The 26,323-nt window shown below is 44.2% G+C and carries 29 protein-coding genes, 5 tRNA genes and 1 riboswitch; of the genes, 17 read left to right on the top strand and 17 right to left on the bottom strand.

Features of this window, described 5'->3' with window-relative positions; all coding sequences use genetic code 11:
• Positions 1-57: 57 nt before the first annotated feature.
• From GJQ69_RS05270 to GJQ69_RS05305, 8 genes are all read left to right on the top strand, one after another.
• Positions 58-657 carry a sigma-70 family RNA polymerase sigma factor gene (locus GJQ69_RS05270; protein WP_086035730.1) on the top strand — a complete coding sequence of 200 codons (600 nt, stop codon included), beginning with the start codon at positions 58-60 and terminating at the stop codon, positions 655-657.
• 38 nt (positions 658-695) lie between these two features.
• Entirely contained in the window at positions 696-971 is a 276-nt protein-coding gene (locus GJQ69_RS05275; RefSeq protein WP_086035729.1) for a zinc-ribbon domain containing protein, read from the top strand.
• A gap of 69 nt (positions 972-1,040) precedes the next feature.
• The gene (locus GJQ69_RS05280) at positions 1,041-1,280 is read left to right on the top strand and encodes a DUF1858 domain-containing protein (protein WP_086035728.1); all 240 of its coding nucleotides are present in this window, start codon (positions 1,041-1,043) and stop codon (positions 1,278-1,280) included.
• A 63-nt stretch (positions 1,281-1,343) separates the two neighbouring features.
• Positions 1,344-2,033 carry a class I SAM-dependent methyltransferase gene (locus GJQ69_RS05285; protein ID WP_086035727.1) on the top strand — a complete coding sequence of 230 codons (690 nt, stop codon included), beginning with the start codon at positions 1,344-1,346 and terminating at the stop codon, positions 2,031-2,033.
• Positions 2,034-2,054: 21 nt separating this feature from the next.
• Positions 2,055-2,825: a Nif3-like dinuclear metal center hexameric protein gene (locus tag GJQ69_RS05290; protein WP_174193186.1), complete on the top strand. Its 771-nt coding sequence runs from the start codon at positions 2,055-2,057 to the stop codon at positions 2,823-2,825.
• 34 nt (positions 2,826-2,859) lie between these two features.
• Positions 2,860-4,620, top strand: coding sequence for an Rqc2 family fibronectin-binding protein (locus tag GJQ69_RS05295; RefSeq protein WP_086035725.1), 1,761 nt, complete (start codon positions 2,860-2,862; stop codon positions 4,618-4,620).
• 19 nt (positions 4,621-4,639) lie between these two features.
• Positions 4,640-5,848 carry a glycosyltransferase family protein gene (locus tag GJQ69_RS05300; protein ID WP_086035724.1) on the top strand — a complete coding sequence of 403 codons (1,209 nt, stop codon included), beginning with the start codon at positions 4,640-4,642 and terminating at the stop codon, positions 5,846-5,848.
• A 30-nt stretch (positions 5,849-5,878) separates the two neighbouring features.
• Positions 5,879-6,289, top strand: a complete 411-nt coding sequence (locus GJQ69_RS05305) for a hypothetical protein (protein WP_086035723.1) — start codon at positions 5,879-5,881, stop codon at positions 6,287-6,289.
• Positions 6,290-6,363: 74 nt separating this feature from the next.
• Here GJQ69_RS05305 and GJQ69_RS05310 read toward each other — a convergent pair whose 3' ends face one another.
• The 4 genes from GJQ69_RS05310 to asd are packed head-to-tail and all read right to left on the bottom strand — an operon-like array spanning position 6,364 to position 9,613.
• Positions 6,364-6,822, bottom strand: a complete 459-nt coding sequence (locus GJQ69_RS05310) for an ACT domain-containing protein (RefSeq protein WP_174193188.1) — start codon at positions 6,820-6,822, stop codon at positions 6,364-6,366.
• Positions 6,823-6,837: 15 nt separating this feature from the next.
• Positions 6,838-7,590 (bottom strand): 4-hydroxy-tetrahydrodipicolinate reductase, encoded by a 753-nt coding sequence (gene dapB / locus GJQ69_RS05315; protein ID WP_174193190.1) that lies wholly within the window; start codon positions 7,588-7,590, stop codon positions 6,838-6,840.
• 30 nt (positions 7,591-7,620) lie between these two features.
• Entirely contained in the window at positions 7,621-8,511 is an 891-nt protein-coding gene (dapA, locus tag GJQ69_RS05320; RefSeq protein ID WP_174193192.1) for a 4-hydroxy-tetrahydrodipicolinate synthase, read from the bottom strand.
• 22 nt (positions 8,512-8,533) lie between these two features.
• Complete coding sequence (gene asd, locus GJQ69_RS05325) at positions 8,534-9,613, bottom strand: aspartate-semialdehyde dehydrogenase (protein ID WP_174193193.1); 1,080 nt, start codon at positions 9,611-9,613, stop codon at positions 8,534-8,536.
• Positions 9,614-9,734: 121 nt separating this feature from the next.
• A riboswitch (Lysine riboswitch) is annotated at positions 9,735-9,911 on the bottom strand.
• 130 nt (positions 9,912-10,041) lie between these two features.
• Here asd and queA point away from each other — a divergent pair.
• From queA to GJQ69_RS05370, 9 genes are all read left to right on the top strand, one after another.
• On the top strand, positions 10,042-11,088 hold the full coding sequence (gene queA / locus GJQ69_RS05330; RefSeq protein ID WP_174193195.1) for a tRNA preQ1(34) S-adenosylmethionine ribosyltransferase-isomerase QueA: 1,047 nt from the start codon (positions 10,042-10,044) through the stop codon (positions 11,086-11,088).
• A 39-nt stretch (positions 11,089-11,127) separates the two neighbouring features.
• Positions 11,128-12,258, top strand: coding sequence for a tRNA guanosine(34) transglycosylase Tgt (gene tgt, locus GJQ69_RS05335; RefSeq protein WP_086036845.1), 1,131 nt, complete (start codon positions 11,128-11,130; stop codon positions 12,256-12,258).
• 97 nt (positions 12,259-12,355) lie between these two features.
• Complete coding sequence (gene yajC, locus GJQ69_RS05340; RefSeq protein WP_086035717.1) at positions 12,356-12,790, top strand: preprotein translocase subunit YajC; 435 nt, start codon at positions 12,356-12,358, stop codon at positions 12,788-12,790.
• A gap of 123 nt (positions 12,791-12,913) precedes the next feature.
• Entirely contained in the window at positions 12,914-13,324 is a 411-nt protein-coding gene (locus GJQ69_RS05345; RefSeq protein WP_157658932.1) for a TIGR04086 family membrane protein, read from the top strand.
• 75 nt (positions 13,325-13,399) lie between these two features.
• Positions 13,400-13,546, top strand: coding sequence for a six-cysteine ranthipeptide SCIFF (gene scfA, locus GJQ69_RS05350; protein WP_086035715.1), 147 nt, complete (start codon positions 13,400-13,402; stop codon positions 13,544-13,546).
• A gap of 95 nt (positions 13,547-13,641) precedes the next feature.
• The gene (gene scfB, locus GJQ69_RS05355) at positions 13,642-15,003 is read left to right on the top strand and encodes a thioether cross-link-forming SCIFF peptide maturase (protein ID WP_174193197.1); all 1,362 of its coding nucleotides are present in this window, start codon (positions 13,642-13,644) and stop codon (positions 15,001-15,003) included.
• A gap of 320 nt (positions 15,004-15,323) precedes the next feature.
• Complete coding sequence (locus tag GJQ69_RS05360) at positions 15,324-15,965, top strand: stage II sporulation protein M (RefSeq protein ID WP_086035713.1); 642 nt, start codon at positions 15,324-15,326, stop codon at positions 15,963-15,965.
• Positions 15,966-15,981: 16 nt separating this feature from the next.
• A complete protein-coding gene (gene xerD, locus GJQ69_RS05365) occupies positions 15,982-16,875 on the top strand; it encodes a site-specific tyrosine recombinase XerD (RefSeq protein WP_086035712.1) in 894 nt (297 codons plus the stop codon).
• Between the two features lie 32 nt (positions 16,876-16,907).
• Positions 16,908-17,873 (top strand): DUF624 domain-containing protein, encoded by a 966-nt coding sequence (locus GJQ69_RS05370; protein ID WP_157658931.1) that lies wholly within the window; start codon positions 16,908-16,910, stop codon positions 17,871-17,873.
• 98 nt (positions 17,874-17,971) lie between these two features.
• On the opposite strand, the gene GJQ69_RS05375 is transcribed toward GJQ69_RS05370, so the two are convergent.
• From GJQ69_RS05375 to GJQ69_RS05435, 13 genes are all read right to left on the bottom strand, one after another.
• The gene (locus tag GJQ69_RS05375) at positions 17,972-19,084 is read right to left on the bottom strand and encodes a tyrosine recombinase XerC (RefSeq protein ID WP_174193199.1); all 1,113 of its coding nucleotides are present in this window, start codon (positions 19,082-19,084) and stop codon (positions 17,972-17,974) included.
• A 66-nt stretch (positions 19,085-19,150) separates the two neighbouring features.
• The gene (locus GJQ69_RS05380) at positions 19,151-19,945 is read right to left on the bottom strand and encodes a DUF6873 family GME fold protein (RefSeq protein ID WP_086035709.1); all 795 of its coding nucleotides are present in this window, start codon (positions 19,943-19,945) and stop codon (positions 19,151-19,153) included.
• 205 nt (positions 19,946-20,150) lie between these two features.
• Complete coding sequence (gene radA / locus GJQ69_RS05385; protein WP_086035708.1) at positions 20,151-21,542, bottom strand: DNA repair protein RadA; 1,392 nt, start codon at positions 21,540-21,542, stop codon at positions 20,151-20,153.
• A gap of 64 nt (positions 21,543-21,606) precedes the next feature.
• Positions 21,607-22,389: an N-acetylmuramoyl-L-alanine amidase gene (locus tag GJQ69_RS05390; protein ID WP_157658930.1), complete on the bottom strand. Its 783-nt coding sequence runs from the start codon at positions 22,387-22,389 to the stop codon at positions 21,607-21,609.
• 58 nt (positions 22,390-22,447) lie between these two features.
• Entirely contained in the window at positions 22,448-23,830 is a 1,383-nt protein-coding gene (locus GJQ69_RS05395; RefSeq protein ID WP_086035706.1) for an MATE family efflux transporter, read from the bottom strand.
• Complete coding sequence (locus GJQ69_RS05400) at positions 23,814-24,347, bottom strand: DNA-deoxyinosine glycosylase (RefSeq protein ID WP_086035705.1); 534 nt, start codon at positions 24,345-24,347, stop codon at positions 23,814-23,816. Before GJQ69_RS05400 ends, GJQ69_RS05395 begins: the two co-directional genes overlap by 17 nt.
• Positions 24,348-24,421: 74 nt before the next feature.
• Positions 24,422-24,496, bottom strand: a tRNA-Cys gene (locus tag GJQ69_RS05405).
• A gap of 5 nt (positions 24,497-24,501) precedes the next feature.
• A tRNA-Gly gene (locus GJQ69_RS05410) sits at positions 24,502-24,577 on the bottom strand.
• A 3-nt stretch (positions 24,578-24,580) separates the two neighbouring features.
• Positions 24,581-24,656, bottom strand: a tRNA-Phe gene (locus tag GJQ69_RS05415).
• 5 nt (positions 24,657-24,661) lie between these two features.
• A tRNA-Asp gene (locus GJQ69_RS05420) sits at positions 24,662-24,738 on the bottom strand.
• Positions 24,739-24,743: 5 nt separating this feature from the next.
• Positions 24,744-24,820 (bottom strand) — tRNA-Val (locus GJQ69_RS05425).
• Between the two features lie 86 nt (positions 24,821-24,906).
• Positions 24,907-25,809, bottom strand: a complete 903-nt coding sequence (gene hslO / locus GJQ69_RS05430) for an Hsp33 family molecular chaperone HslO (protein ID WP_086035704.1) — start codon at positions 25,807-25,809, stop codon at positions 24,907-24,909.
• 67 nt (positions 25,810-25,876) lie between these two features.
• On the bottom strand, positions 25,877-26,206 hold the full coding sequence (locus tag GJQ69_RS05435) for a YerC/YecD family TrpR-related protein (RefSeq protein WP_086035703.1): 330 nt from the start codon (positions 26,204-26,206) through the stop codon (positions 25,877-25,879).
• Positions 26,207-26,323: the final 117 nt, after the last annotated feature.

Genomic DNA, 26,323 nt, shown 5'->3' on the forward strand with positions numbered 1-26,323 from the left:
ACTTCCCACTATGGATGCTGTAAAATAAGCGTAAAGTACTTGGATAGGCGGTCTGTAATGATTGATAAGGCGAAATCCGAGAAAAAAAGATTATCTGCATATACAGATGCACAGCTTTCTTCTCTTATAAAAGAAGGAAATTCAGATGCTTTTGTGGAATTAACCGCACGGTATGTGGAGCTGATTCGTGCAAAATCCGCTCCTTTTCATGGTACTTTCCTAGACCATGATGATTTTTACCAGGAAGGCTTATGGGGACTGTATACGGCGGCCTGTACCTATCGTACAGACAAGGGAAGCCGCTTTTCTACCTATGCCAGCATTTGCATACATAATCGCATTTTAATGGCATACCGAAACGCAAAATGTGGGCGTAATCAGCCTCTGGATGGGTTTGTTTCTCTCAATGAGGAAATCAATCTTTCCGCGTCAGATACTGCAAACCCAGAGGCCCAGTATTTATCAAAAGAACGTCTGCAGCAAGTACATTTTGCAATACAGAATATGCTGACCGAAATGGAACAAAAGACTTTGCATCTCTACTTAAATGGATGCAGCTATGCGGAGATTGCACAGAAAATGCAAATCACGCAAAAGGCTGCAGACAATGCACTGCAACGGGTACGTCAGAAATTAAGAAAGCATTCTGAATTTTAAATATTCATTGTTGAACGAAATATTATGAGGATTTTCTTATGTATGAAGATAAAGTACTAATCTGCAAGGATTGTGGAAAAGAATTTGTTTTTACTGCAGCGGAACAAGAATTTTACGCAGCTAAAGGTTTCACCAATGAACCTAAGCGCTGTAAAGAATGCCGTGAAAAGCGCAGAAATAATGCACAGGCATCATGCAAATTGTACCCGGCTGTATGTGCAAACTGCGGAAAAGAAACACAAGTGCCTTTTCAGCCTCATGAGGGCCGACTTGTTTACTGTAAAGAATGTTTTGAAAAAATGCGGAAAAAATGAAGTCGTTCCAATGTGCGTTTTTGCCTCGGGAACTTTCCCGGGGCTTTTTTAAAACAAGGAGGATGAAAAATGGTCGTAACGAAAGATTCTATTATCGGTGACATCTTGGACGCAGACAATTCAACCGTTCCTTATTTCCTACAAATGGGTATGTATTGTCTTGGCTGTCCTGCTTCCCGCGGCGAAACATTGGCGCAGGCATGCGCCGTCCACGGCGTAGATGTGCAGGAACTGGTCCAGGTCTTAAATCAGCATCTGTCCGGTAAAGAACCGGCAGATACAAATGACGCGGAAAACACAGAACAATAAAAACTGACTTTACCGTCCGGTATTTCATTTGTTTCCGGGCGGTATTCCTTTTGGAGCCTAAGCATGAAAGAATCTGATATTCATCTGGGAGAGCGGCTGCACCTTTGTGCCTCTTTTGTACGGGAGGGCACGCGTTTGTGTGATGTGGGAACGGACCACGCCTACCTGCCCATCTGGCTAGCCCTGCATAACCGCATCATTTCTGCACTTGCCTGTGACGTGCGGGAAGGACCTTTGTCCACCGCCAAATCAAATATTTCACGCTTCCATCTGCAGAAACTGATCACGCCGCGTCTTTCGGACGGGCTGCGCGCTGTTCAGTCGCAGGAAGTGGAGGACATTGTCATTGCCGGAATGGGCGGAGATTTGATTGCCAGAATCGTTACGGAAACTCCTTGGCTGTATCATCCGGAAAAGCTTTTGATTCTGCAGCCAATGACAAAGCCATCTCATCTGCGCGCCGCAATGGCAGGGCGGGGATTCACCCTTTTACAGGAAGAAGCCGTTTACGATGAGCACAGAGTCTATACAGTGATGAAATATCGATACCTCCCACGGGAATGTAAAGAAACGGATTCCGTACAAATTTATACAGGTGCACTTACGGGAAAAAACGCAGCAGAACGGGAGTATCTGCTGCGGCAGAGCCACTATCTGCAACAAAAGCTGTTTGGTTTACTGCGCGGCGGGGACTCGCCACAGACAAAAGTCCTAGTGGACGCACTGCAAAAAATAGAAGATATGTGCCTTTGAAAACGGAAAGGAAGTGAAAACATGACGACAAGCGGAGATATTTATAATTTTATTGATTCTTTTGCCCCTTTTCAGTCGGCTATGGATTTTGATAATCCTGGATTATTGGTAGGGGACAGAAATACGCCAGTGCAGACTGTACTGTTTGCACTGGATATTACCCCTGCGGTTGTAGAAGAAGCCAAGAATCGACGTGCCCAATTAATTGTCAGTCATCATCCTGTCATTTTTAATCCCCTTCGTCAGTTGAAAAAGGGGTCTGCACCTTATCTGCTGGCGCAGTATGGAATCGACGCCATCTGTGCCCACACAAACCTTGACATGGCAGAAGGCGGCGTAAACACCGCATTGGCCAGCCAGTTGCAGCTAAAAAACGTACATACGCTAAAAGAATACCGGCCCGGATTTTCAGAGGCTCTGATGGGGGAGCTTGACCACCCGCTTTCCCCAGCGGCCTTTGCCGCACAGGTAAAACAACAGCTGCATTGTAGTGGCCTGCGCTATACAAATGGCCTGCGCCCAATTCGCATCGTTGGCCTATGCAGCGGGGGCGGAACAGATTTGCTGTATGATGCGGTTGCTGCCGGATGCGAGGGCTTTGTCACTGGCGAAAGCAAGCATAACCTGCTTTTGGATGCGGAACAGCTGCAGCTGACGCTAGTGGACGCGGGACATTATGAAACGGAAGTAGTCGTTTTGGAGCCGCTGATACAGCGTATTTCCATACATTTTCCCGCATTAAACTGTGTAATCAGCCAAACCATGCACAGTCCTGCAGTTTGCATTTCTTAAACATGTATTTTGATATAGAAGGGAAGGGAGAAGCATGGCCTTAGACGGCGCCTACCTGCATCATTTAAAAAAGGAATTGGAAACATCCGTGCTCGGTTGTAAAGTAGACCGCATTTATCAGCCAAACCGCGACGAACTGTTTCTATATATGCGCAGTCGGGAAGGTACACAAAAGTTGCTGCTTTCTGCACGCGCAAACAGTGCCCGCATCCATTTAGTCAAGCAAACGCCGGAAAACCCAAAATATCCGCCAATGCTTTGCATGCTCCTGCGTAAGCGTTTGACAGGTGCACATTTGGTGCAAATTCGTCAGCCCGGCCTTGAGCGTGCATTGCTCCTTGATTTTGATGGGACCAACGAACTTGGTGACACCATACGGCTCACTTTAGCTATTGAAGTCATGGGGCGCTATAGCAACATTATTTTTATAGATGAGAATGGTAAAATTATAGATGCTCTAAAACGAGTGGACGCCGAAATGAGCTCGGAACGGCTGGTACTGCCGGGCCTTACCTACCATTTACCACCGCCGCAAAAAAAGCTGTGTTTATTGGAAGTAGCACCACAACAGATATTGTGTCAAATACAATCCCTCCCTGCAGAAATGCAGCTTCATAAAGCGCTGCTGCACACATTGCAGGGGCTGTCACCGGTCGTCTGTCGTGAAATTCAGTTCCGCGTTGGGCATGGTGCAGATGTCTTTATTCATCAAATGACACCGGCACAGCAATCAGCTTTGCTGGATATATTATTGCGGCTACAGGAAATCATTATCAAACAGACCGGTGTTCCTGCTATGGCAGTTGGACCACAAAAGCCATTGGATTTTTCTTTCATACCAATTCAGCAGTATGGTAACCGTGCAAAGTGTGCCATTAAATCCAGTTTCTCAGAGTTACTGGACTCTTTCTACGGTGACAGGGACCGTATAGAACGTATGCATGTCAAAAGCCAGGACCTGCTTCGAATCCTTACAACGGCGACCGAGCGCATCAGCCGCAAAATCAACAATCAGCGTGCTGATTTAAAAAAATGCGCCAAACGCGATGAGCTTCGTATCTGCGGTGACCTATTAAATGCAAATCTTTATCGTATCTCAAAAGGCAGCACGAGCGTACACCTGGAAAATTTCTATGAAGAGGGGCAGCCTTTGGTAACCATTCAGTTAAACCCGGCGCTATCCCCAAGCCAAAACGCACAAAAATATTATAAGGCTTATCGAAAGGCACGTACTGCAGAGGACATCTTAACCGTGCAAATCCAAAACGCAGAGGCTGAGCTTGCTTATTTGGATTCCGTATTCGAGGAACTTTCCCGCGCGGAAAAAGAGTGTGATTTAAACGAGATTCGGTCCGAACTTGCGGAAGAGGGATATATCCGTCGCCCTAAAAATAAGCGGCAGAAAGATATTGCCTCCAAACCGCTGCAGTTCACGACCAGTGACGGTTTTCATGTGCTGGTTGGCCGCAACAATCGGCAGAATGACCAACTAACGCTGAAACAGGCTCACAAAAATGACATTTGGTTTCACACACAAAAGATTCCGGGTTCCCATGTTATTCTTGTGACGGACGGAAAGGCGCCGACAGATAAAGCTATTCTGGAAGCCGCCTGTCTGGCTGCTTATCACAGCCGCGGAAAAAGTGCCACAAAGGTCCCTGTTGATTATACGCTGGACCGATATGTCAGCAAGCCAAAAGGGGCCAAACCTGGAATGGTTATTTATGTGAATCAAAAAACTTTGTATGTGACACCCAACACTGCCCTTGTTAAACAGCAGATTCAACAAAACTGAAACAGCAGGGAGTATATCTATGAAAAAGCTAATGATACTTCTTGACCATAACCCAGCAGAGGAGGGGGCCTTGCCTTTCCTGTTGCCGGAGCTGGCTGCTGAACAGCAGCGTTTCTCTGTTTCCTTGTTCTCTTCCAGCAGGATGGATGGGCTGGATTTATGCGGGCTGCCTATATCTTCTTTTTGCCAGAAGAAAAGAGGAAACCGGTTGCTTTATTTTTTGCCAAACCGGACAAAGACAATTTATCGTCGGCTTTTAAAGGAAAACAATACATCAGGTTCACAAAAACAGTCCGAAGAAGACATTCGCCAATTTTTGTTTCAGTCAGAAATGCTGCGCCGATGGCTGGAAAAGAAAGGTACCTTTTCTTCATGGGAGAATTGCGTTTACTATACATATTGGTATGGAATCGGGGCAATGGCACTTGTATTGGAAAAGCTACGATTTCCAAATTTAAAAATTGCAACGCGCGTGCAGGAATCCGACTTTGCTATGGCTAACTGTTTTTTTCAGCAGCGGATGTTTCCTTATCTCAATCTGATTGCTTTTTCTTTCCGCGGCAGTCGGGACATATTCTGCCAAGAAAGAAATATTAAAAAAAGAGGAAACATTAAAATTTCTTATATGGGTGTACCGGACCGCGGATTGAATCCGCCCGGTAAAAAAGGTACACCTTTGCAGCTTTTATCAGAGGACTACACTGAAAATGCAGAGCTGCATCTGCAGAAAATCGCACAAGCTTTAGCTTCCATAGACTTTCCGATACACTGGTGTCACTGCGGTTTAGATGCGGATATTTTGGAGCAACAAGAAAAAACATGTCGCTCTTTTTTGTCTGATACGGACAATGTTGTATGGAAAACAAAATGTTTTCACTCGGGGGAAGAACGGTCTGCCTATTTCCAAACGCATTCGATTGATTTGTACTTAACCTTTCCTCAAAATGAAAAGCAAGCTATACTTGTAATAGAAGCCTGTTCTTATGGTATACCAACAATCGCTGCTTCTACATTAAACTTTATCACGGAAATCATCAATCCAGGTATTGGCTATCTGCTGCCCGCCAAACCTGAAAGCCAACAGATTGCACAGGTCTTACAAGACTATCACCGTGCTTCATTTACCATGCAGGCAAGTCTTCGCTTAAATGCACGTCAAATATGGTTTAATTCATTTAACAGTAAAAAGAATGACGAGAAATTCGCAAAAGCACTTTTTAGTTTATAAGTTATAAAAGGGCAAAAGGGGGACCTCACTTTGGCAGAAGAGAATACACCCGAACGCAAGTCAGAATTGGATGAAGCCAATCAGCTGAAAGATGAAATCATGCAGGGCCTGCAAGTCGGTGAGCCCGCAGAGCGGATCCTGTTAAAAGCAGTCCATGCATTGGCGCTCATGGACAATGACAGTGTTTCTTATGAAGAAGCCAAACGTACGTTAATTGCCATCTATGGCGACACGCTGGGACAAAAAGTTCCGTTGGAAATAGAACTTGAAGAATTCACAAAACGTTTGAAAAAAATCAAAGTTTTTTATCAAAAAGCTAAAGCCAATGAAAGCGAAGAACCGGATACACTAGCCCGCGCACTCAATTCTATTCGTGCGCATGAAAGACGGATTGATTACCTAAAGGACCGGCTCAGTAAACAGAAAAGCAAAAAAAATTGAAGATACATTTCAGCCCTTTCTTTACGAAAAAGAGGAGATGAAATGTATCTTCCTTTTTAATGAATCCTTTGTTTTCAGTCAAGTGCTTTTTGCAGGGCCTCTAAAGTGGTACCAAAGTCCGCTTCCGTTATCAGCACCGAAATATCCACATCAGAAGTGGTCACAATTCGTATATCAGTATTCACTGTAGAAATGGCGGCAAATACTTTTGCGGCAACACCAGGTGTGTTCACCATGTTCTGGTCAAAAACATTAATTTTACAGTTACCACTGCTGACAATCGTTTTTATCTTCGATTTTTTCTGCAGGGAAGAGGTAAACTTTAAAATTTTCCCAAGGTCTTCATCATTGATTGTAAAAGAAACTGCTGTACTGGAGCCGTGATTCGGTGAAAGCGAAATCATGTCAACGTTTACTCCAAGCTCAGAAATTTTCACAAACACATTTGCCAGAAAAGCCGGATTTGCTGGACAGTTTTGCAGTGTAACCAGTGTGATTTCACTGGTCGTTTGAATTGTTTGTTTTGCTGCCATCTCTACTTTCACTCCTTATTTCAGTAAGTCGGACATATCATAAAGACCCGCAGCTTTTCCCGCTAAAAATGCGGCTGCATTTACAGCACCAGCGGCAAATACCTCTTTTGACTGTGCAGAGTGAGAGATTGTAATAACTTCATGATTCCCAGCAAACATTACTTCATGTTCACCAACAATGGTTCCGCCACGAATGGAATGAATTCCTATTTCAGAAGGTTCCCGTTTCTTTCGCTGGGAATGCCGGTCATAAACATAGTGCATATCTTCTCCGCGCGCCTGAGAAACCGCATCTGCAATCATCAGCGCTGTACCGCTGGGTGCATCAATTTTTTGATTATGATGTTTCTCAATAATTTCTACATCAAAATCCGGTCCTAAAACCTTTTCCGCTTTTTTACTCAGTTCTATTAGCAAATTGATGCCAAGTGACATATTGCGCGAATAAAAGACCGGAATGGTTTTGGCAGCCTTTTTCAGTGCTTCCACTTGGCTGCTGTTATAACCTGTGGTGCACAGGACCACAGGAACCTTGTTTGCTTCTGCATAGTCCAACAGCGGCAGCAGGGCAGAGGGGTTAGAAAAATCAATGACCACATCAACCGGTACATTCACTTTTTCCGGAGAAGAAAAGACCGAAAATCCGCAGTCATCGCACGGGCGCAAATCCACTCCGCCGACTGCCTGCATATCTTCACGGGAAGCCAGCATGCTTGCGACAACATGACCCATTCTTCCGCCGCAGCCGCTGATTAAAACATTCATCATCGCTTTTTACATCCCATTTCTTTCAAAATATTATGAAATTAGGCCATACCGTTTAAGGACCGCTGCCAATTCTTTCTTTGCTGCATCGTCCATTTCCACTAAAGGCAGCCGGCAGATTCCACAGTCATATCCCATCATGCGCAGTGCTTCTTTCACCGGAATCGGGTTAATATCCATAAACAGCGCATCCATCAGCGGTAGATATTTTGCCTCCAACGATGCAGCTTGTTTCGTATCCCCATCTAGATAAGCTCTGCACAGCTCGTGCATCTGGTGGGGCAAACAGTTAGCAAACACTGAAATAACACCTTTTCCGCCAAGCGAGAGCATCGGCAGTGCCTGGTCATCATTTCCGGAATAAACATTAAAATTATCTTTGCATAAAGAAATCGTGCGTGCCACAGAAGTAATGTCGCCATTGGCTTCCTTCACGCCATTAATCATCGGATGCTTCGCAAGAATCTGATAAGTTTCCGGCTTCACATTCACTCCTGTACGGGAAGGAACATTATAAATAATAATAGGTTTGTTTACTCTGTCAGCAAGATAAGTGTAATGCGCAATCAATCCGTTTTGAGAAGTTTTATTATAGAAGGGTGTCACTACCAGCAGTGCATCGGCACCGGCTTCCTGTGCTGTTTTGCAAAGCTGCAACGCGGTTGCCGTGCAATTACTGCCTGCACCCGCGATAACCGGCACACGTCCCGCCACTTTTTGAATACCACGCTGAAGAACCTTCTTATATTCTTCCGCAGTTAAAACCGGAGATTCACCTGTAGTTGCGCACAAAACGACAGCATCCGTTCCGCTGGAAAGGTGCAGCTCCAGCAGGCGATCCAGCATTTCATAGTTTACAGACCCGTCCTGCGAAAAAGGGGTAACCAACGCAACCGCAGAACCAGTAAAAATGGGATGTTTCATCAGAAATGCCTCCAAGATAAATTTAATCCAAATAGCCCTTCGCTGCCAGCAGCTCGGCCAGCAGCACCGCACCGCCGGCAGCGCCGCGCAGTGTGTTATGGGACAAACATACAAACTTAATGGTGTACTGGCTGTCTGGGCGCAGACGTCCAATCGACACAGCCATGCCGTTTTCCAAGTTGCGGTCCAGACGCGTCTGCGGCCGATCCTCCTGATGGAAATAATGCAGGAACTGTTTAGGTGCACTTGGCAATTTTAGCTCCTGCGGCGCTCCCTTATAGGACTCCCACCGTTCAATGATTTCTTCCATGCTGACCGGCTTTTCAAAAGTAGCAAAAACGGCAGCGGTATGTCCGTCCGAAACAGGTACACGCAGGCACTGAGAAGTAATATTCGGCTCCACAGCGTTTACAATCTGCCCGTTCTCAATATGTCCCCAGATTTTCATAGGCTCATTTTCACTTTTGCCTTCTTCACCGCCGATGTAGGGAATGACATTGTCCAGAATCTGCGGGAACGTTTCAAAAGTTTTGCCTGCGCCGGAAATTGCCTGATAAGTGCAAGCTAGGACTTTTGTCACGTGTAAATCCATCAGCGGCTGAATAGCCGGTACATAGCTCTGCAAGGAACAGTTGGATTTCACCGCAATGAAGCCGCGTTTTGTGCCCAGGCGTTTACGCTGAACAGGAATGATTTCCGCATGGTCCGCATTGATTTCCGGAATAATCATCGGGACATCTGGTACTAAACGGTTGGCGCTGTTGTTGGAAATAACCGGACATTCCTGTTTGGCATATAACTCTTCCAGTGCCTTCGTAGCATCTTTCGGCATATTGACTGCACAAAAAACGAAGTCAACCAAGTCAATGACTTTCTCCACATCTTTTTCAGCGTTGAAAATCACCATGCTTTTCATAGATTCAGGCATTGGTGCTTTCATCAGCCAGTGGTCGCCTACGGCCTCTTCATAGGTTTTTCCCGCGGAACGTGCACTGGCTGCGAGGGCTGTAACATGAAACCATGGATGATTTTCCAGAAGCGTAGCAAAACGCTGCCCAACCATACCTGTTGCACCGATGATTCCAACACTAAACTGCCTCATTTTTACAAAAGCCTCCTCAAGGGTATGAAAAAATCTGGGGATCAGAAATGAAAAAGACCGGTTGCAAACCGGTCGTCATGCTCTTATAATAGAGAGGTTCGGCAAACGTATTATTGAACTGCTTGCCGATAGCGCTCCATCATAATTCTATGACGACAGTTGAGTCGATGTTTCACACACTCAACCAGGAATTGCTGTTCCAAGCCATCCCTTCGGCGAATTTTCCTTTTACAGACTGTCACCGGCTTTGGCAGCCTCAAGCTCTGCTACTCTTCAAATCCGCGCCTCTATCTTCTGCCTATCATAGCAGACTTGTTATTAGATGTCAATTTATTTATAATAAAGAAAACATAATGAAACAGCCGTATTTCATAAATTTTCTAAAAGCTAAGAAGCACAGCTTTTAGTCATACTTTTAGGAGAAAGATATGCAATTAGACCTTAATAATTTACAGACAAAAGACTTCTATTACGACCTGCCCAAAGAACTTATTGCGCAGATTCCGGTGGAGCCGCGTGATGTTTCCCGTCTATTGACTTTGAATAAAAAGACGGGGGAAATTGCCCACTGCCATTTTCATGATATTACAGACTGGCTTCATCCAGGTGACTGCCTTGTTCTGAACGATTCCCGTGTACTTCCCGCGCGTATTTATGGTATTAAAGAAGACACTGGTGCCCGAGTGGAGTTTTTGCTGCTGACAAATCAAGGGAACGATACATGGGAAGTTCTGTGCAAGCCGGGGAAAAAGGCAAAAATTGGAACACACTTTTCCTTTGGGGACGGTCTGCTGAAGGCCGAAGTCATTGACGTACACGATGACGGAAACCGTATTGTGAAATTTTCTTACGCCGGCAGCTTTTTCTCAATTTTGGATCAGATTGGGCAGATGCCTCTGCCGCCGTACATCAAAACAAAGCTAAAGGACCAGGAACGCTACCAGACTGTTTATTCCAAAGAAGTCGGTTCCGCCGCCGCACCAACCGCCGGTCTGCACTTTACAAAGGAACTGCTGGAAAAAGTAAAAGCAATGGGTGTAAAAGTGGAATTTGTCACCTTGCATGTCGGGCTGGGAACATTCCGTCCAGTAACTGCAGATAAAGTAGTGGACCATAAAATGCACTCTGAACATTATTATCTGCCGCAGTCCACTGCCGATGTTATCAATGAAACGAAAAAATCCGGAAATCGTGTGATCGCTGTCGGTACCACCAGCTGCCGCACACTGGAAAGTGTCGCTGCAAAAGAAGGCTGTATAAAGGAAAGTGAAGGCTGGACCGACATTTTCATATATCCGGGATTCCAGTTTAAAGTTCTGGACGGACTCATTACAAACTTTCATCTTCCAGAAAGCACACTTATTATGTTGGTCAGCGCCTTTGCCGGCTATGACCATATTATGAATGCATATAAGGTTGCTGTGCAGGAAAAATACCGCTTTTTCTCTTTTGGAGATGCCATGTTCATATATTAATTGCGCAAAATTTTTATTTTGTATAAAGGGTCTGAATCTATGTATACACTTTTAAAACAAGAGGGGCTTGCACGCAGGGGCACTTTTCAAACACCACATGGTACTGTTCAAATGCCGGCTTTCATGAACGTTGCTACCGCGGGTGCTATTAAGGGCGCTGTTTCTGCGTTGGATTTAAAGGCTGTTCACTGTCAGGTTCAACTGTGTAACACCTATCATCTGCATCTGCGCCCGGGAGATGAACAAGTTTATCAGCTTGGCGGTCTGCAGCGTTTTACCCGCTGGGATGGCCCAATTTTAACTGACAGCGGCGGCTTTCAGGTTTTCTCGCTGGCCAAGCTTCGGAATATTACCGAAGAGGGCGTCACCTTTGCTTCCCATATTGATGGGCATAAAATCTTTATGGGCCCAGAGGAAAGTATGCGTATTCAATCGCATCTTGGCAGCACAATCGCCATGGCTTTCGATGAATGTATGCAAAATCCTGCAGAATATGATTATGCAAAACATTCGGTAGAGCGCACAACGCGCTGGCTTCACCGCTGCAAAGCAGAGCTTACCCAGCTTAATGCGCAGCCTGACACAATCAACCCGCAGCAGATGCTCTGGGGGATTAACCAGGGAAGTGTCTATGATGACCTGCGTGTGGAGCATATGAAACAAATTGCGGAACTTGATTTGCCTGGGTATGCGATTGGGGGGCTCGCCGTAGGGGAAAGTGCTGACATAATGTACCATATCCTTGAAGTGCTGAACCCTTATATGCCCAAGGATAAGCCGCGTTATCTGATGGGGGTTGGTACGCCCGCCAATATTTTAGAAGGTGTGCGCCGCGGCGTTGATATTTTTGACTGTGTAATGCCTACCCGCAACGCCCGCCATGGACACGCCTTTACTATGGAAGGTGTTCGCAATCTGATGAACGCGAAATATGCACTGGACCAAAATCCGTTGGAGGAAGGCTGTCAATGCCCAACTTGTCAGCACTTTACCCGCGCCTACATTCATCACTTACTGAAAGCTAGAGAAATGCTTGGAATGCGGCTAATGGTTTTGCATAATCTTTACTTCTATAATACCTTCATGGAGAAAATTCGTGCAGCGCTGGATGCCGGAAATTTCGATGAATTCTACCGCAGCCATATTGATTCCGTCAGCCGAAGAATATAACGGATTTTATTTCTGCTGTAAGATTTTATAATTTTTCTTGCAAGCCCGTCCAGGAATTGATATAATAAATACATTCACTTGGAGGTGCTGAAAGAATATGTTTAACCCTGTATTTCTATCTTCTTCCGCTGCCAGCTCAGCAAACAGCTCGTCTGCTGCACTTGTTACCTTTGTACCCATCATCCTACTGTGCGTATTGATGTGGCTGGTTATGCGTCCTTCAAGCAAGCGGCGCAAAGAAGAAGAGAAAATGCGCAAAAACGCGCAGATTGGCGATGATATTACAACAATCGGCGGCATTTGCGGACGTATTGTCGGTATCAAGGAAGATAATGATTCCCTGATTATCGAAACCGGTACAGACCGCATCAAGCTGCGCATTAAGCGCTGGGCAATTGGCAGTGTCGACACCGTACATGATGCACCGGCAGAGCCACCCAAAAAGAAGAGAAGGTTTTTCGGAAAGAAAGAAGATGCAGAGGATTCTGCTGCAAAGTCAAAAGAAGAGAAGCTGGAACAGCAGGTCAAGTAAAATGTTTGAAAACAGAACGAATCTTTTCTTCTAATTCTTCTAAAAAACCAACTAATCAGAATACTGAAACAGCTTCCCTCATAGATTATCTGCAGAAGGATAATGGTGGGGGAGGCCTTTTTTATGAAAACCAGCCGGACGATTGCTTTAAAACCTGGAACTCTTTTATTTCGCTCTATCCTAACTGGCACCGTTGGTGGCGCGGCTATTTGTGCTTTGCTTCTGCTTTTGGCAGCGGCAGCGGTCCAGTCCAGCGGACAGTTGCCACAAGATTTGCTGCAGCCAATGATTCTGATTATCTCCGCAGTCAGTGCCTTCTTTGCTGGTCTTTTTGCAGGAAAAGTCAGTCACCGCAGGGGACTGCTGCTTGGAATGGGCTGTGGTATGCTTTTGTTCTTGCTGTGTCTGATTGGCGGTGCAGTGAATTCACATGATGTCCTTAGCATTTCCTCTCTTACTCGTATGATGGTCATGGTTTTGTCTGGAGCGCTGGGTGGATATCTTGCCATTTACCGTCGGTCAAAAATCAGATAATCTGATAAATTTCTTCCTTTCACTTTGGATTTGTGTTATAATGAAAGAAACTTTGAGGAAAGGTCGGAAAATTTCATGAAGCAGATTAAAACACTGAATCAGGCAAACTTGAAGGAAAGCTGCGTTAAGGGTGGCTGCGGTGAATGCCAGGCATCCTGCCAGTCTGCCTGCAAAGTTTCCTGTACAGTTGCAAACCAGAAGTGCGAAAATAAAAATCGCTGAAACAGCTGACATAATGTCCTGTTAAAAACGCACAATTTTCGTAAGGGGCAGGCTGTGTCTGCCCCTTTATTTTTGTAATAATGGAGTTTTAAAAAATGATACATAAGTACACACTTAACGGCTTCCAAATTGTTCTGGACACAAACTCCGGTGCTGTTCATCTATTTGAGCCCGCACCATATGACCTGTTGGATTATCTGGACGATTCCGTTCCGGAGCAAATGCCTGAGGCTGCCAAAAAAGCGCTTTTGCCGAAATACGGTGCTGACACTTTAAATGAAGCTTATCAGGAGCTTCTGGCACTGCAGGCAAAGGGACAGCTGTTCTCTTCCGACGATTATGAACAATTTGCCGGTATGATGAAAGACGCACCTATTAAGTCCATGTGCTTGAATATTGCACATGACTGCAATCTTCGCTGTGCCTACTGTTTTGCAGCACAAGGTGACTTCGGCAAGGGACGTATGCTGATGCCTTTTAAAGTAGCCAAAGCTGCTATTGATTTTCTCATTAAAGAATCCGCCAGCCGTTATAATTTGGAGGTCGATTTCTTCGGCGGTGAACCGCTGATGAACTTTGATGTTGTAAAACAAACGGTTGCCTACGCACGCAGCCTGGAAAAAAGGTACAATAAAAATTTCCGCTTTACAATCACCACAAATGGTTTGCTGCTTGATGATGACAAAATAGATTTTATTAATCGGGAGATGTCCAACTGCGTTCTGTCTCTTGATGGCCGCAAAGAAGTGAATGATCGGCTGCGCGTCTGCCCGGACGGCAAAACCGGTTCTTATGATATAATTGTGCCAAAATTTCAAAAGCTCGTTGCCGGCAGGGGAGATAAGGACTATTATGTCCGCGGTACATTTACAAAGCATAACCTTGACTTTGTAAATGATATTCTGGAAATGGAGCGGCTCGGCTTTGATGAGATTTCAGTAGAGCCTGTTGTTTCTGACCCTATGCTTCCATATTCCATTCAAGAAGAGGACTTGCCTGTTGTATTTAAAGAATATGAGCACCTTTCAAATGTAATGATTGAAAAAAAGAAATCAGGAAAGTGCTTTAACTTTTTCCATTTTATGATTGACCTGAACCAAGGACCGTGCGCAATTAAGCGTCTGCGCGGCTGCAGCTGCGGTAATGAATACGTTGCGGTAACTCCTTTGGGAGAAATTTTCCCATGCCACCAGTTTGTCGGAAATGATGAATGGATTATGGGAAACGTATTAGATGGAACATATGACCATGAAATGAAAAATCGTTTCGCTGCCGCCAACGTTTATACAAAATCGGAATGCAAAAACTGCTGGGCAAAATTCTATTGCAGCGGCGGCTGCAATGCGAACAACCAAAAATACGAGGGCAGCATCTTGAAGCCACACAGCATTGCCTGCCAGCTGGAGAAAAAACGCCTGGAATGTGCAATTATGATTCAAGCGGCAATGGCAGAATAAAATCCTTTTTTGCGCCTGCTTATGCACAAACAGCAGGTGCCTTTTTGTTTATCATATAAGAGAATTGTATCATTTTATGCCTTTCCAATTATGTTATGCCTTTCCAATTATGCACTTCTCATAATTTTATGGCAATTTGCGGCTATCTGTTGAAACAAATAAAAAATAGGTATAATATAGGAAAAGACTGCCTTTCGTGATACCTTTTCCGTTGTGTGCTGCAGGAACGGAAGGGACATATCTGTACTGCCTGATTCATACATTTATCTGTAACACAACAGACGAGTACCGAGAAGAAAAAATGGAAAGGCAGCAATCCTATGAAAATTGTTTTGCAGCATTTACCCCAATCACTTCCGGATAAAACACAACTGAAAGAAGCGCTTTCACAAAATCGCATTTTAGCTGCTCTAGCAGCCGTTCTTCTTGGAGGAGTGGTTTGCGGGGCTTTGCTCTCTGCAAAAGCGGGGCTTCCCACTTTGAAAAAGCTGGATTTCCTTTTTAACAGCAACTATACACTTCACAATGGTTCGTCTTTATTGTCCGTTTTTTTCGCTTCGGCAGCTTCTTCCTTCGTATTTATCCTAACCTGCTTTTTGTGTGGGCTGTCAGTGTGGGGGGCTTTGCTGGTTCCTTTTGTACCCTTTATTCGGGGAATCGGTTTAGGCATGACAAGCGGATACTTGTATACATCCTATGGCCTGCATGGAGGCATTTTTTATGCAGTTATCTTACTGCCAGGAGCTTTCTGCAGCTGCCTTGCTATTCTCTGGGCTGCAAAAGAAGCGCAGCTCTTTTCTCACCGCCTTTCCCGTGCAGGACTGTCTGAAGAGGGCGTACCACCTAAATTTATAAAGTATCTCTCGCAGTTTGCCCGTATTTTGGCACTGGCTTTTTTAGGCGCCGGCGCAGATACTTTTTTTTCATGGGCCTTTGCGGGATATTTGATATCTTGGTTATAAAGAGAGAAGGAGAAAAATGAAAGCGTATTGTTCAGAATTCGGTACATACCTTTCAAAAGTAAAACGGGTTTCTCCCAATACATTGGATTCCTATTTACGTGATATTTCTGATTATCTGCATTTTTTAGAAGAACAGCATATCTTTTCACCGGCACAAGTGAACCAACAGACGGTAGAAAACTATATTCTGCATTTGCAAAACCAAAATAAATCTGCCGCAACGATTACAAGACATGTAGCATCTATCCGCTGTTTTTATCAATTTCTCGTGCAAAACGGGGAGACCGATACCAATCCAGCAAAAGAGATTAAGCTTAAAAAAGCACCACCAAAACTTCCTGAAACCCTTAGTGGGGACGAAATCGAGTTGCTTTTATCCCAGCCGGATACTTCGCAGCCGAAAGGATGCCGAGATAAAGCTATGCTGGAACTTTTATACGCAACCGGTACTCGCGTCTCAGAATTGGTAAACCTAAATGTAGGGGATATTAACCTCCACACTGGTATTTTATACTGCAGGGGAGAAAGGGGAGGCCGTATCATTCCTGTTTACCACCAAGCTGTTATGGCCGTATCAGATTATTTATTTCATGTGCGAAAAGTAATCGCCGACCCAAAAGAGAAACAAGCCTTGTTTACAAACTTAAACGGTCATCGACTGACACGACAAGGCTTTTGGAAAATCATCAAAGGCTACACCCGGCAGGCAGGTATTGCAAAAGAAATTACGCCGCATACGCTGCGACATTCTTTTGCCCTTCATCTATTGGAAAATGGGGCAGACCTGAAAGATATTCAACACATGTTGGGCCATGCGGATATTTCTTCAACACAAGTGTATCTGCATTTACTAAATGACCATGTAAAGCAAGTTTACCGTCATTGTCATCCAAAGGCTAAATTGGGATGATGAATATCTTGCTTGCAGGATATTTTAAATGAGTGTATGATAAACATAAAAGAAAGATTATTTTATTAAAGGGAAGTCACATTATGGGTCTTTTTTCAAACTATAATCGCCCTGGTCCTGGCATATCTAAAAACGAACCAAAGCCAAACAGATTTGTTCATTACTGGCAAATTTTCGGCCGGCATTTTTGGGATTTCATAAAATTGAATCTTCTGTTTGCCGTACCGGCCATCCTTCTGCTGGTTGCTTTCGTAGTGATTGATGCAAAAACCAAAAGCATTCTTTTGGCCGGTTTGCCGCTTATCGCTTTATCACCGTTTCTTGCCGGACTCACCTATGAAACGCGAAACTACATCAGAGAAGAGCATGTATTTATTTTACATGACTTTTTTCAGAAGCTAAAGGAAAACTGGAAGCAGTTTTTATCAAACGGAATCATTTGCTATCTAGTATACGGCACATTAAGCATTGCTATTCCTTTTTACGCTTCTGCGCAGAATCAAAAACAGCTGGGTATGCCTATTATCATTGCCGCTTTTGCCATTAGTTTTGCCATCCTATTTATCTTTACTTCCATGCAGTTTTACATTCCTTTGCAAATTGTTACTTTCAATATGAAGTTGTCCCAAATGTACAAAAATGCAGGTATTTTTGCAATTTCAGCATTGGGTTGGAACCTCATTGCATTTGCCATTAGTGCGGTACTGGCTTTCTTCTTGTTATCCTTTATGTGGATAGGACAATATATTGCCTTATTTCTGTTGATTATTTTTGCAGTCGCGCTGTTTTTCCTCTGGAGTTTCTGGTCCTACACTGTGAACTCATTGGTTTATCCTATTATTGACCGGCATATGCTGCAGCCGGCATTGAAGGAAAAAGAAGCTTCCGAAGGAAATGAATCCTCCATGATGGAAGAGGAGGGAATCCCGGATTTTACAGATTGGGATACCATCCATAAAAAAGACACGAACGACGACGATGATGACGAAGAAGACTAATAAATTTAACCAGAAAAAAGCCTGCCCTTGAACTTGAAAAAGCAAGGGTAAGCTTTTTTAATTTTTATCTGTCTGAAGTTTTTTATTTCTGAAGTTTTTTATTTCTGATGCTGTATATGTATAACAGAAGGGGCTGGCTGTGTTTGTGTGGCAGTTGTATCATCCTGCTGTTTCGGTTGCTCTATTTCTGCTGCTCCTTCCGTTTCTGCTTGTTCTGCTTGTTCAGATTCAATTTGCTTTTCCGTTATGTGAGAAAGGGGATTAGACTCAGCTGCCTTTTCCATCTGTTGATTGGAAAGATGCGTATAGATTTCAGTTGTACCCAAATTTTCATGTCCCAAAATCTCTTGCAGAACACGGATATCTACTTTTCCTTGTTGATACATCAAAGTTGCGGCCGTATGCCGCAGTTTATGGACACTATATCCTGAACCGCCCAGTTGAATACCGGATAGGTACTTTTTGACGAGATACTGCACGGTTTTAGGGCTGATTCGCTTTCTCTGTTTGCTGATAAACAGGGCGTATTTGTCCTTTAGGTGGTCCTTTGGGCGGACTTTCAAGTAATTGTCAATCGCGTGCAAACACGCTTCATTGAGGTAAATAATTCGTTCTTTATTGCCTTTGCCAAGGATTCGCAGGGTATTGCTGCCGCGTCTAATATCATTTATGTTAATTCCGACCAATTCAGATAAACGCATTCCGCAGTTCAAAAAGAGAATCAAAATGCAGTAATCGCGTTCCTTAAAGGGGCCTTTGACTTGCTTTAAAAGGTCAATACTTTGGTTCAGTGTTAAGTACCTGGGCAGGCTTCGCTTTACTTTAGGAGATTCCAGCTCTTGAATGGGATTATCCTTCAAAAGATGCGCTTTGTGCGTTAGATAATTGTAAAAAGCCCGTAAACTGCAGCACTTTCGTGATCGGGCCGCAGGACCATTGTGGCGAACAGCCATCAAATAGTTCATGAATTCATAGGCCTCCGTCAAGGTAACCGACTTAACAAAAGTGAGGTCTATATCTGCAATCGAGATATCCGCTAGAGGTTTATCCGCCAGCGAAGGCTCCCGATGCTGTTTTAGATACCGAAAAAAAGTACGCAAATCTAAATAATATTCTTCAACCGTTTTTGGAGATTTACCTTTAATTGTTTGTAAGTAGCCTAAAAATTGCTTAATGATGATTGGAGCTTCATTCATATATTTTTCTTTCATAACGTGCTTCCGGCCTCCCCAAATTATACAAAATGTTCATTTTGTATAATTACGTTTTTTGATTTTTCATCTCTTCTTATACTCTTTTTCTTTTACAGGCAAAATACCGCCGATGTCCTGCAGCAGTCCATTGCCTAAGGATAACGCCCGAACATGGTGTTCCTTTAAAAATCGAATAATTTGTTCTACCTGTGGATGACTCCAAACTGAACCAGCAAACGCTAAAACATTCGGTGCTAATTTTCCGCAGCTGCCGCCAATAAATCCATATGGATAGCCATCCAGCTGAACCATCCCAGGCCGCAGCTGCAAAACGTCCAAACCAGCTTTTCGCGCTGCGGCCGCAATTCCATTGTCTTCGGTTATAATGGACCTTTCATCTACAACTGCTATATTGCACTTGGTGTATCCCTGGCGAACCGGTATGAATTCTATTTTTTGTTGTTCTTGCTCCTCTTTATAAAATTTTTGAAGTTCTTTGCACATACATCTTGGATTTGCAAAAACATAAGATCCGACTCTGGCTGCATTCAAACTGCAGTCCTCTGGATATTTGGAAAATTTATGAACATTTGTTCTGAAAAGAGAAATACCTCTTCGCAGAAATTCCGCTCGCAAGGATTCATCTGTACAAAAGCCTGTTTGGCTGCCCGTTAAGTGGCACCGCATATCTGCATGGGAAGACACCGAACCTGTGAACCGGTTATCCGCAGTAACTTTCATAACTTTAATAGAAAGGGCCTGTAATGCCTTCACAACAGAAGCTGGAGTCATTTCTGACACCGCGACTAAGGTAACACGCTGCTGCGGTAAATTTGGAATTTCAATTCCACGTGAAATGATAGCTTCTCCTCTCTGCATAAAAGCAATTTTTTTACCTCATACTGAAATAAAAAAGGAAAAGTGAGGTAACCAAAAATGCTTGTTCATTGTGACCAGGACTGTGCTTATCAAAAGGACGGATACTGTACGGTAGAACCGCCCTCGGCCATCACGCACTATGAACCGAACGGCTGTATCCACTGTATTCGCACAATACCGCGCGCCGTATATGAAGCAAACACCACTACTCCTGCTGAAGCGCCGCAAAAGCCTGTCTCACATTTTTAACGCCGGTCAGCTGTATCGTTGTATTTGCCTGCCGGCCGCTAAGATACTTTAAATTGTACCACGGAAGAATGCATCGATGAAAACCCATTCGTTCTGCTTCTCTGATACGCTGTTCTGCATGCATAACTGAACGAACCTCTCCCGTTAAGCCCACTTCTCCAAAAATGACCGCATCATCGGCAATCGGTACATCCTTCAGGCTGGAAACCAGCGCCATGGATACCGCCAAATCACACGCAGGTTCGTCCAAACGCAGACCGCCTACTACATTTAAATAGGCATCAAGATTTGAAAAATAATAGCCCGCCCGCTTTTCCAGCACCGCAAGGAGTAAATTCATGCGGTTATAGTCAAAGCCGGTTGCCATTCTTCTGGGATTCCCAAAGCCGGACGAAGTGACCAGTGCCTGCAGCTCCGCCAATATAGGACGGCTGCCTTCCATCACACAGGTAACACAAGTACCGGAAACATTCGTTGGCCGACCCGTCAGCATAGATGCTGACGGGTTTTCTACTTGATGCAGCCCCGTTTCTTCCATATCGAAAACACCAATTTCATTGGTGGAGCCATACCGGTTTTTTACCGCGCGCAAGATGCGGTAGCTCATCTGACGGTCACCTTCAAAATATAAAACCGCATCAACAATATGTTCCAAGACCTTCGGCCCAGCAATGGCTCCGTCTTTGTTGACATGACCTACCATGATTGCAGGAATCTCCATTCCTTTTGCGATATGCATAATCGCATTTGTGCATTCACGAACCTGTGTAACGCTGCCGGGAGCGGAGTTTAATTCTGTATCATTCATCGTTTGAATAGAGTCAATCATCAATAAATCCGGTTTTTCCGTTCGGACCTGCTCCAAAACTCTTTGTATATCTGTTTCCGTCAAAATATAAAGATTGTCTGGCTCCACTCCCAATCGGTTTGCCCTTAGCTTAATCTGTCGGCTGGACTCCTCACCAGAAACATATAGAATTTTCAGAGTATTTCCTAAATAAGCGCAAATCTGCGTTAATATCGTTGACTTACCGATTCCCGGTTCACCACTAATTAAGATGATGGAACCTTTTACAATTCCACCACCTAGAACGCGGTCCAGTTCCGAAACGCCCGTTTTATAGCGTGGCTCCTCCTCCATGCTAATTTCTCGAATTGGTGTCGCCTGCGGCGCTGTTTGATGATAAATTCCCTGCCCTATACTACCGCGCCGCATCGAAACAGCTGGCTCCTGCAGCGCTTCAGACATGGTATTCCATGCACCGCATTCCGGACATTTTCCATACCATTTTGCAGATTCATATCCGCATTCTGTACATCTATAAATACTTTTTAGTTTTCCTGCCATCGTTTGTTCATTCCTCATACCAATAATTAATGGACTAATGGATTTGTGTTTAATTTTTTCCTAATTACTTTATTATAGCGGAGGATACGGAGGAATACAAGCGGTTTGAAGACACAGCAGAGGACACTGCAGCACCCTGCTTCTGATAATTCAAAATTCCGTGTGTAACAGCGTCGGCCATTTTCTGCTGATAAGCAGTATCGTTTAGCAGTTTTGCTTCTGAGGCATTTGAGAGGAAACCACACTCTATTAGGATTGCCGGATCTTTTGCATGTGCCAGCAAATAAATGGAACTGGTAGCAGCTTTGTTTTCCCGTTTATTTTGGGGCTGTACACTGGATACGATGGATTGCCGTATAGATTCCGCAAGAATTTTGCTTTTGGGGTGATTCGACGAATAAAACACCTGTGCACCATTATAATAACCATCTGCAAAATGGTTTTGATGGATACTAACGAAGATACCGCCCGGATTTTCCTGCAAAATAGAAAGCCGTTTATGAATATCAGACACTTTCCGTTCATGCAAAGTGGAGAGTGTGTTGTCCCCCAACATTGTATCATCTGTACGTGTCATAACAACACGGCAGCCTGCAGATGTCAATCCTTTTTCAATTTTCTTCGTTATCGATAGATTTAAAACTTTTTCGGGCACAGGCGAGCAACCGACTGCTCCCCCATCTTCTCCACCATGTCCTGCATCTAAAACCACAAGCGGTCGTACAGCCGCCGCAGCCACAGCTGTTTGTGCAGTATGGAAACAGGAAACAGAGAGCAAAAATAAAAATAGGACGCAGACAGTAATAAAAGCTGCCAGCATCCAAATATTGATATGTTTTACTTTCATTTTCATTCCTCCTCTTTCGCATTTACATTTATATGTTGACAGAGGAAGGAGCAGAACCTTACAGCTTTTGAAGCAGAGTCTTTTTTAGGCGAATATGAAGGATGATGCTTGTAAGTAGAGATGAAACTTCTGCAATCGGAAAAGCAAACCATACTGCATTTACCCGTCCTGTTACTTGAGCCAAAATGGCTGCCGCTGGAAGCAGCACACACAGCTGCCGCATAAGCGTAACAATCAGGCTGTATGTGCCTTTACCTACAGCTGTAAACTCGGCAGACAACAAAATTCCCAGTGCAGCCGGAAGAAAACAAAGGCTGATGGTGCGCAGTGCTGGAATGCCCATTGAAAGCATACTTGGCGACGCATCGAATATTTTCAGCAGCTGACCCGGAATTGCCATAAACAAAGTCATGCCAAACAGCATAATGCATACAGCAATAACAATCCCGATACGCAAGCAGCTATTTAAGCGCCTTTTATTGTGGGCACCATAATTATACCCCATAATCGGAATAATGCCCTGGTTCAGCCCAAAAACGGGCATAAACACAAACATCTGCAATTTAAAATATACACCGAAAACCGCTACAGCTGTATTACCTATATCTTTAAACGTAATAAGGATTGCGTTTAGTCCACTAGTCATAACAGAACCAATCGCATTCATAACAATGGACGGCAAACCGACGGTATAGATATCCCGAATTGTCTGCCAGCTGAAATGGAAATCCCGCAAAGAAATATGTACTTCCATTTTCTTATGGCGTATCACATACACAGCCACCAAAAGGGAAAGGAACTGCCCAATAATCGTTGCAATCGCTGCACCGGCAACGTCCATATGCAATGTAAAAATAAAGATTGGGTCCAATATAATATTAGCAACCGCCCCTGTCAGTTGGAAAATCATGGGATATACCATGTTTCCAGTTGCGCCAATGACTTTTTCAAGGTTAGCTTCAAAGCAAAAGCTAAAAGAACCAATGCACACAATTTGCATATACTGCACAGCCCACTTTAGGATTTGTGGATTTTTTGTGAAAGAATGCGCAAATGGAGCTGCCGCAAAAAGGCCAAGAAGCAGAAAAAATACATAGTTAAGGGCACTGAGCAGCACGCCATGGTCCGCCGCCAGATTTGCTTCCTTTATTTTTTTCTCGCCAAGCCGCCGGGCAATCAGTGAATTCATGCCGATGCCAGTACCAATACAGACAGCAATTAAAAGATTCTGTATTGGAAAGACCAATGAAACTGCTGTAATAGCGCTTTCATTGATGCGAGAAACAAAAATACTGTCTACAATATTATAGAGCGCCTGCACCAGCATAGAAAAAATAGTAGGCAATGACATGCTAATGACTAAAGGCACCATTTTTTGTACACCCATACGGTTTGGCTGTGGTGTTTGCTTTGATTCAATTTGCTTAACAGCAGTTTCCATTCTTTTCTTTTTCTTCTCCTTCTTCTACTTTCTTCGCGATATAACGATATTCCTGTACGAGTTCAGTAAAAGAAACTCTGCAATTTGCCGGGCTAGTGGACGGTAAAGAAACCGCTTGTAAATGCGTCGTAGGAAAAACCAATTTTTGGTACAGGGAATATGCTTTCTTCCCTGTTGTAAAGACGGCATATACATTTGTCCTGCTTAGCAGCTTTGGAATATCATTTGGCTGTGGGTCCTTGATACTTGAATCATCTGCACCACTAATAGAACAGGCACGAAGTACGTCCCATAGTGCAATATGATTTTGTAGCAGCAAGGTTTTCTTTTCGTTTATGGTACTTGGTACCGGCTGATGAAAGACAGTTGCCAATACGCGCCAAAAACGATTTTGTGGATGTCCATAATAGAATCCGGTTTCACGCGACTTTGGCGATGGCATGGTGCCCAATATCAGGACACGGGAATCAGCCGCAAAAACAGGTCGCAGCGGATGTTCAACTGTTTGAGTATTCATGTTCCCGGTTACTTCCTCCATTCAGATAAAAAAAAAGTAAACAGAGAAAACAAAGCTCTCTGTTTACTGCGACATGGAGGCGTCACCCAGATTCGAACTGGGGCATCAGGGTTTTGCAGACCCATGCCTTACCACTTGGCTATGACGCCAAACATGGAGCGAACGACGAGGATCGAACTCGCTACCTCCACCTTGGCAAGGTGGCGCTCTACCAAATGAGCTACGTTCGCAAATGGTGCCTCCGAGCGGAATCGAACCACTGACACGGGGATTTTCAGTCCCCTGCTCTACCTACTGAGCTACAGAGGCAAAAATGGCGACTCGGAACGGGATCGAACCGTCGACCTCTAGCGTGACAGGCTAGCGTTCTAACCAGCTGAACTACCGAGCCACTGCTGGTGGGAACAATAGGACTCGAACCTATGACCCCCTGCTTGTAAGGCAGGTGCTCTAACCAGCTGAGCTATGCTCCCAATTTTTGCTGCGCTGCTGTTGTTTATCAGCGACGTGTATTATAATACACCATCATTTGATGAATGTCAAGGGATTTTTTAAAAAATTATTTGTTGTTTTTGCTTTTTTCGACAGTAGCCGCCAAGCACTGCAGTTCTTCCTCGGAAAAACGATATTTACGCCCACAAAATTGGCATGTTGCTTCCGCATATCCAGTTTTCTTATTTGCCAAAGAACGAATGTCTGCTGGAGACAGCGTTGACAGCGCGCGCAGCACCCGCTGTTTTGAACAGCCACAGGCATAGGCTACTTTGCTTTCGTCCAGCTTTTTAAACGGCATTCCCTGTAAAGCCAGGTCACACATATCTTCTATGCTATTCCCACAAGCCAGCATTTTTGTAACGGCGGGCAATTTTGCTGCATTCTTCTCCAGCTGTTCCAGCTCATCCCCTGTAACACCCGGCATACCCTGTATCAGCAAGCCGCCGGCCAGTATCTGCGCCTCGTTTTCTTTTCCCACCAAAACACCCAAAGCACACACCGTAGGTATCTGCTCACTATATGCATAGTACGCTGCCAAGTCTTCTGCAATTTCTCCTGACACAAGCTGGGTCTGTCCCGAGTAGGGTTTATGGCCCTTATCATCGCGGACAACGGTTAACAGACCATTACGGCCAACAACTCCACCTACGTTCAATTTTCCGTTTGGTTTCAGCGGAAGGTCCGCTTCAGGATGTACAGCATATCCGTGACAATTTCCAAAGCAGTCTGCTTCTGCCGTTAAGCTCCCAATTGGGCCTCCACCACTGATTTTCACTTGTAAGCTGGAGCCCTGGTCTTTCAACATGGCACCCATCATAGATGTTCCTGTCAGTAAACGGCCCAAAGCGGCTGTTGCGGTTGGACTGGTATGGTGAATCTGCTGTGCTGTTGCTACCATGTAAGTAGAATCTACAGCACAAGCCATAATGTGGCTGCTTTCTGTAAGGCAACGAATCATTCTATCCATAAAACTTGGTCTTTCCTTTTTATGAGTTTCCAGTAAAATCTACGTAAGTATACATGGCCAAAATTGTTTATTGGTCATTCTTCGTTTCTTTTTTGTCGTTTTCTTCTGCTTTTTTATCCAAGCGGTCAAAAACCAACTTATAACCATCGCACCCGTAATTTAACGAACGGTTTACTCGGCTGATTGTTGCAGTAGATGCATGTGTGATGTGTACAATATGCTGATAGTTCTGCTTTGTACTCAACATATGCGCAACCAGCAAGCGTTGTGACATGGCCTTAATCTCCGGCACGGTGCACAAATCCTCAAAAAAAGCATAGCATTCCTCTGGAGTCTTTAAAGAAAGTACCGCCTGAAAAAGGAAATCTACACTGTCATCTTTAATTTTTGAATTCAAATCAGTTCACTCCTACATTGTTCATTGCAATATTTTGTCGTTGTTCCTATTTAAAATTTTACTCTAAAAAAGTGCAAAAGTAAAGGGCATTTTGCTGCCCTTTACCTCATGCTGTAT

The sequence above is a fragment of the Caproicibacterium lactatifermentans genome (assembly GCF_013315815.1).
Classification (GTDB): Bacteria; Bacillota; Clostridia; order Oscillospirales; family Acutalibacteraceae; genus Caproicibacterium; species Caproicibacterium lactatifermentans.

Excerpts from the sequence above, each read along its gene's own strand:
- GJQ69_RS05290 (WP_174193186.1), top strand. The coding sequence starts at position 2,055 with ATGACGACAAGCGGAGATATTTATAATTTTATTGATTCTTTTGCCCCT.
- GJQ69_RS05395 (WP_086035706.1), bottom strand. The coding sequence starts at position 23,830 with ATGGAAACTGCTGTTAAGCAAATTGAATCAAAGCAAACACCACAGCCA.
- scfB (WP_174193197.1), top strand. The coding sequence starts at position 13,642 with ATGATACATAAGTACACACTTAACGGCTTCCAAATTGTTCTGGACACA.
- dapB (WP_174193190.1), bottom strand. The coding sequence starts at position 7,590 with ATGATGAATGTTTTAATCAGCGGCTGCGGCGGAAGAATGGGTCATGTT.
- GJQ69_RS05310 (WP_174193188.1), bottom strand. The coding sequence starts at position 6,822 with ATGGCAGCAAAACAAACAATTCAAACGACCAGTGAAATCACACTGGTT.
- GJQ69_RS05345 (WP_157658932.1), top strand. The coding sequence starts at position 12,914 with ATGAAAACCAGCCGGACGATTGCTTTAAAACCTGGAACTCTTTTATTT.
- yajC (WP_086035717.1), top strand. The coding sequence starts at position 12,356 with ATGTTTAACCCTGTATTTCTATCTTCTTCCGCTGCCAGCTCAGCAAAC.
- radA (WP_086035708.1), bottom strand. The coding sequence starts at position 21,542 with ATGGCAGGAAAACTAAAAAGTATTTATAGATGTACAGAATGCGGATAT.
- dapA (WP_174193192.1), bottom strand. The coding sequence starts at position 8,511 with ATGAAACATCCCATTTTTACTGGTTCTGCGGTTGCGTTGGTTACCCCT.
- GJQ69_RS05390 (WP_157658930.1), bottom strand. The coding sequence starts at position 22,389 with ATGAAAGTAAAACATATCAATATTTGGATGCTGGCAGCTTTTATTACT.
- xerD (WP_086035712.1), top strand. The coding sequence starts at position 15,982 with ATGAAAGCGTATTGTTCAGAATTCGGTACATACCTTTCAAAAGTAAAA.
- GJQ69_RS05300 (WP_086035724.1), top strand. The coding sequence starts at position 4,640 with ATGAAAAAGCTAATGATACTTCTTGACCATAACCCAGCAGAGGAGGGG.
- scfA (WP_086035715.1), top strand. The coding sequence starts at position 13,400 with ATGAAGCAGATTAAAACACTGAATCAGGCAAACTTGAAGGAAAGCTGC.
- tgt (WP_086036845.1), top strand. The coding sequence starts at position 11,128 with ATGTATACACTTTTAAAACAAGAGGGGCTTGCACGCAGGGGCACTTTT.
- GJQ69_RS05285 (WP_086035727.1), top strand. The coding sequence starts at position 1,344 with ATGAAAGAATCTGATATTCATCTGGGAGAGCGGCTGCACCTTTGTGCC.
- hslO (WP_086035704.1), bottom strand. The coding sequence starts at position 25,809 with ATGGATAGAATGATTCGTTGCCTTACAGAAAGCAGCCACATTATGGCT.
- GJQ69_RS05400 (WP_086035705.1), bottom strand. The coding sequence starts at position 24,347 with ATGAATACTCAAACAGTTGAACATCCGCTGCGACCTGTTTTTGCGGCT.
- GJQ69_RS05270 (WP_086035730.1), top strand. The coding sequence starts at position 58 with ATGATTGATAAGGCGAAATCCGAGAAAAAAAGATTATCTGCATATACA.
- GJQ69_RS05375 (WP_174193199.1), bottom strand. The coding sequence starts at position 19,084 with ATGAAAGAAAAATATATGAATGAAGCTCCAATCATCATTAAGCAATTT.
- queA (WP_174193195.1), top strand. The coding sequence starts at position 10,042 with ATGCAATTAGACCTTAATAATTTACAGACAAAAGACTTCTATTACGAC.
- GJQ69_RS05280 (WP_086035728.1), top strand. The coding sequence starts at position 1,041 with ATGGTCGTAACGAAAGATTCTATTATCGGTGACATCTTGGACGCAGAC.
- GJQ69_RS05380 (WP_086035709.1), bottom strand. The coding sequence starts at position 19,945 with ATGCAGAGAGGAGAAGCTATCATTTCACGTGGAATTGAAATTCCAAAT.
- GJQ69_RS05275 (WP_086035729.1), top strand. The coding sequence starts at position 696 with ATGTATGAAGATAAAGTACTAATCTGCAAGGATTGTGGAAAAGAATTT.
- GJQ69_RS05295 (WP_086035725.1), top strand. The coding sequence starts at position 2,860 with ATGGCCTTAGACGGCGCCTACCTGCATCATTTAAAAAAGGAATTGGAA.
- asd (WP_174193193.1), bottom strand. The coding sequence starts at position 9,613 with ATGAGGCAGTTTAGTGTTGGAATCATCGGTGCAACAGGTATGGTTGGG.
- GJQ69_RS05360 (WP_086035713.1), top strand. The coding sequence starts at position 15,324 with ATGAAAATTGTTTTGCAGCATTTACCCCAATCACTTCCGGATAAAACA.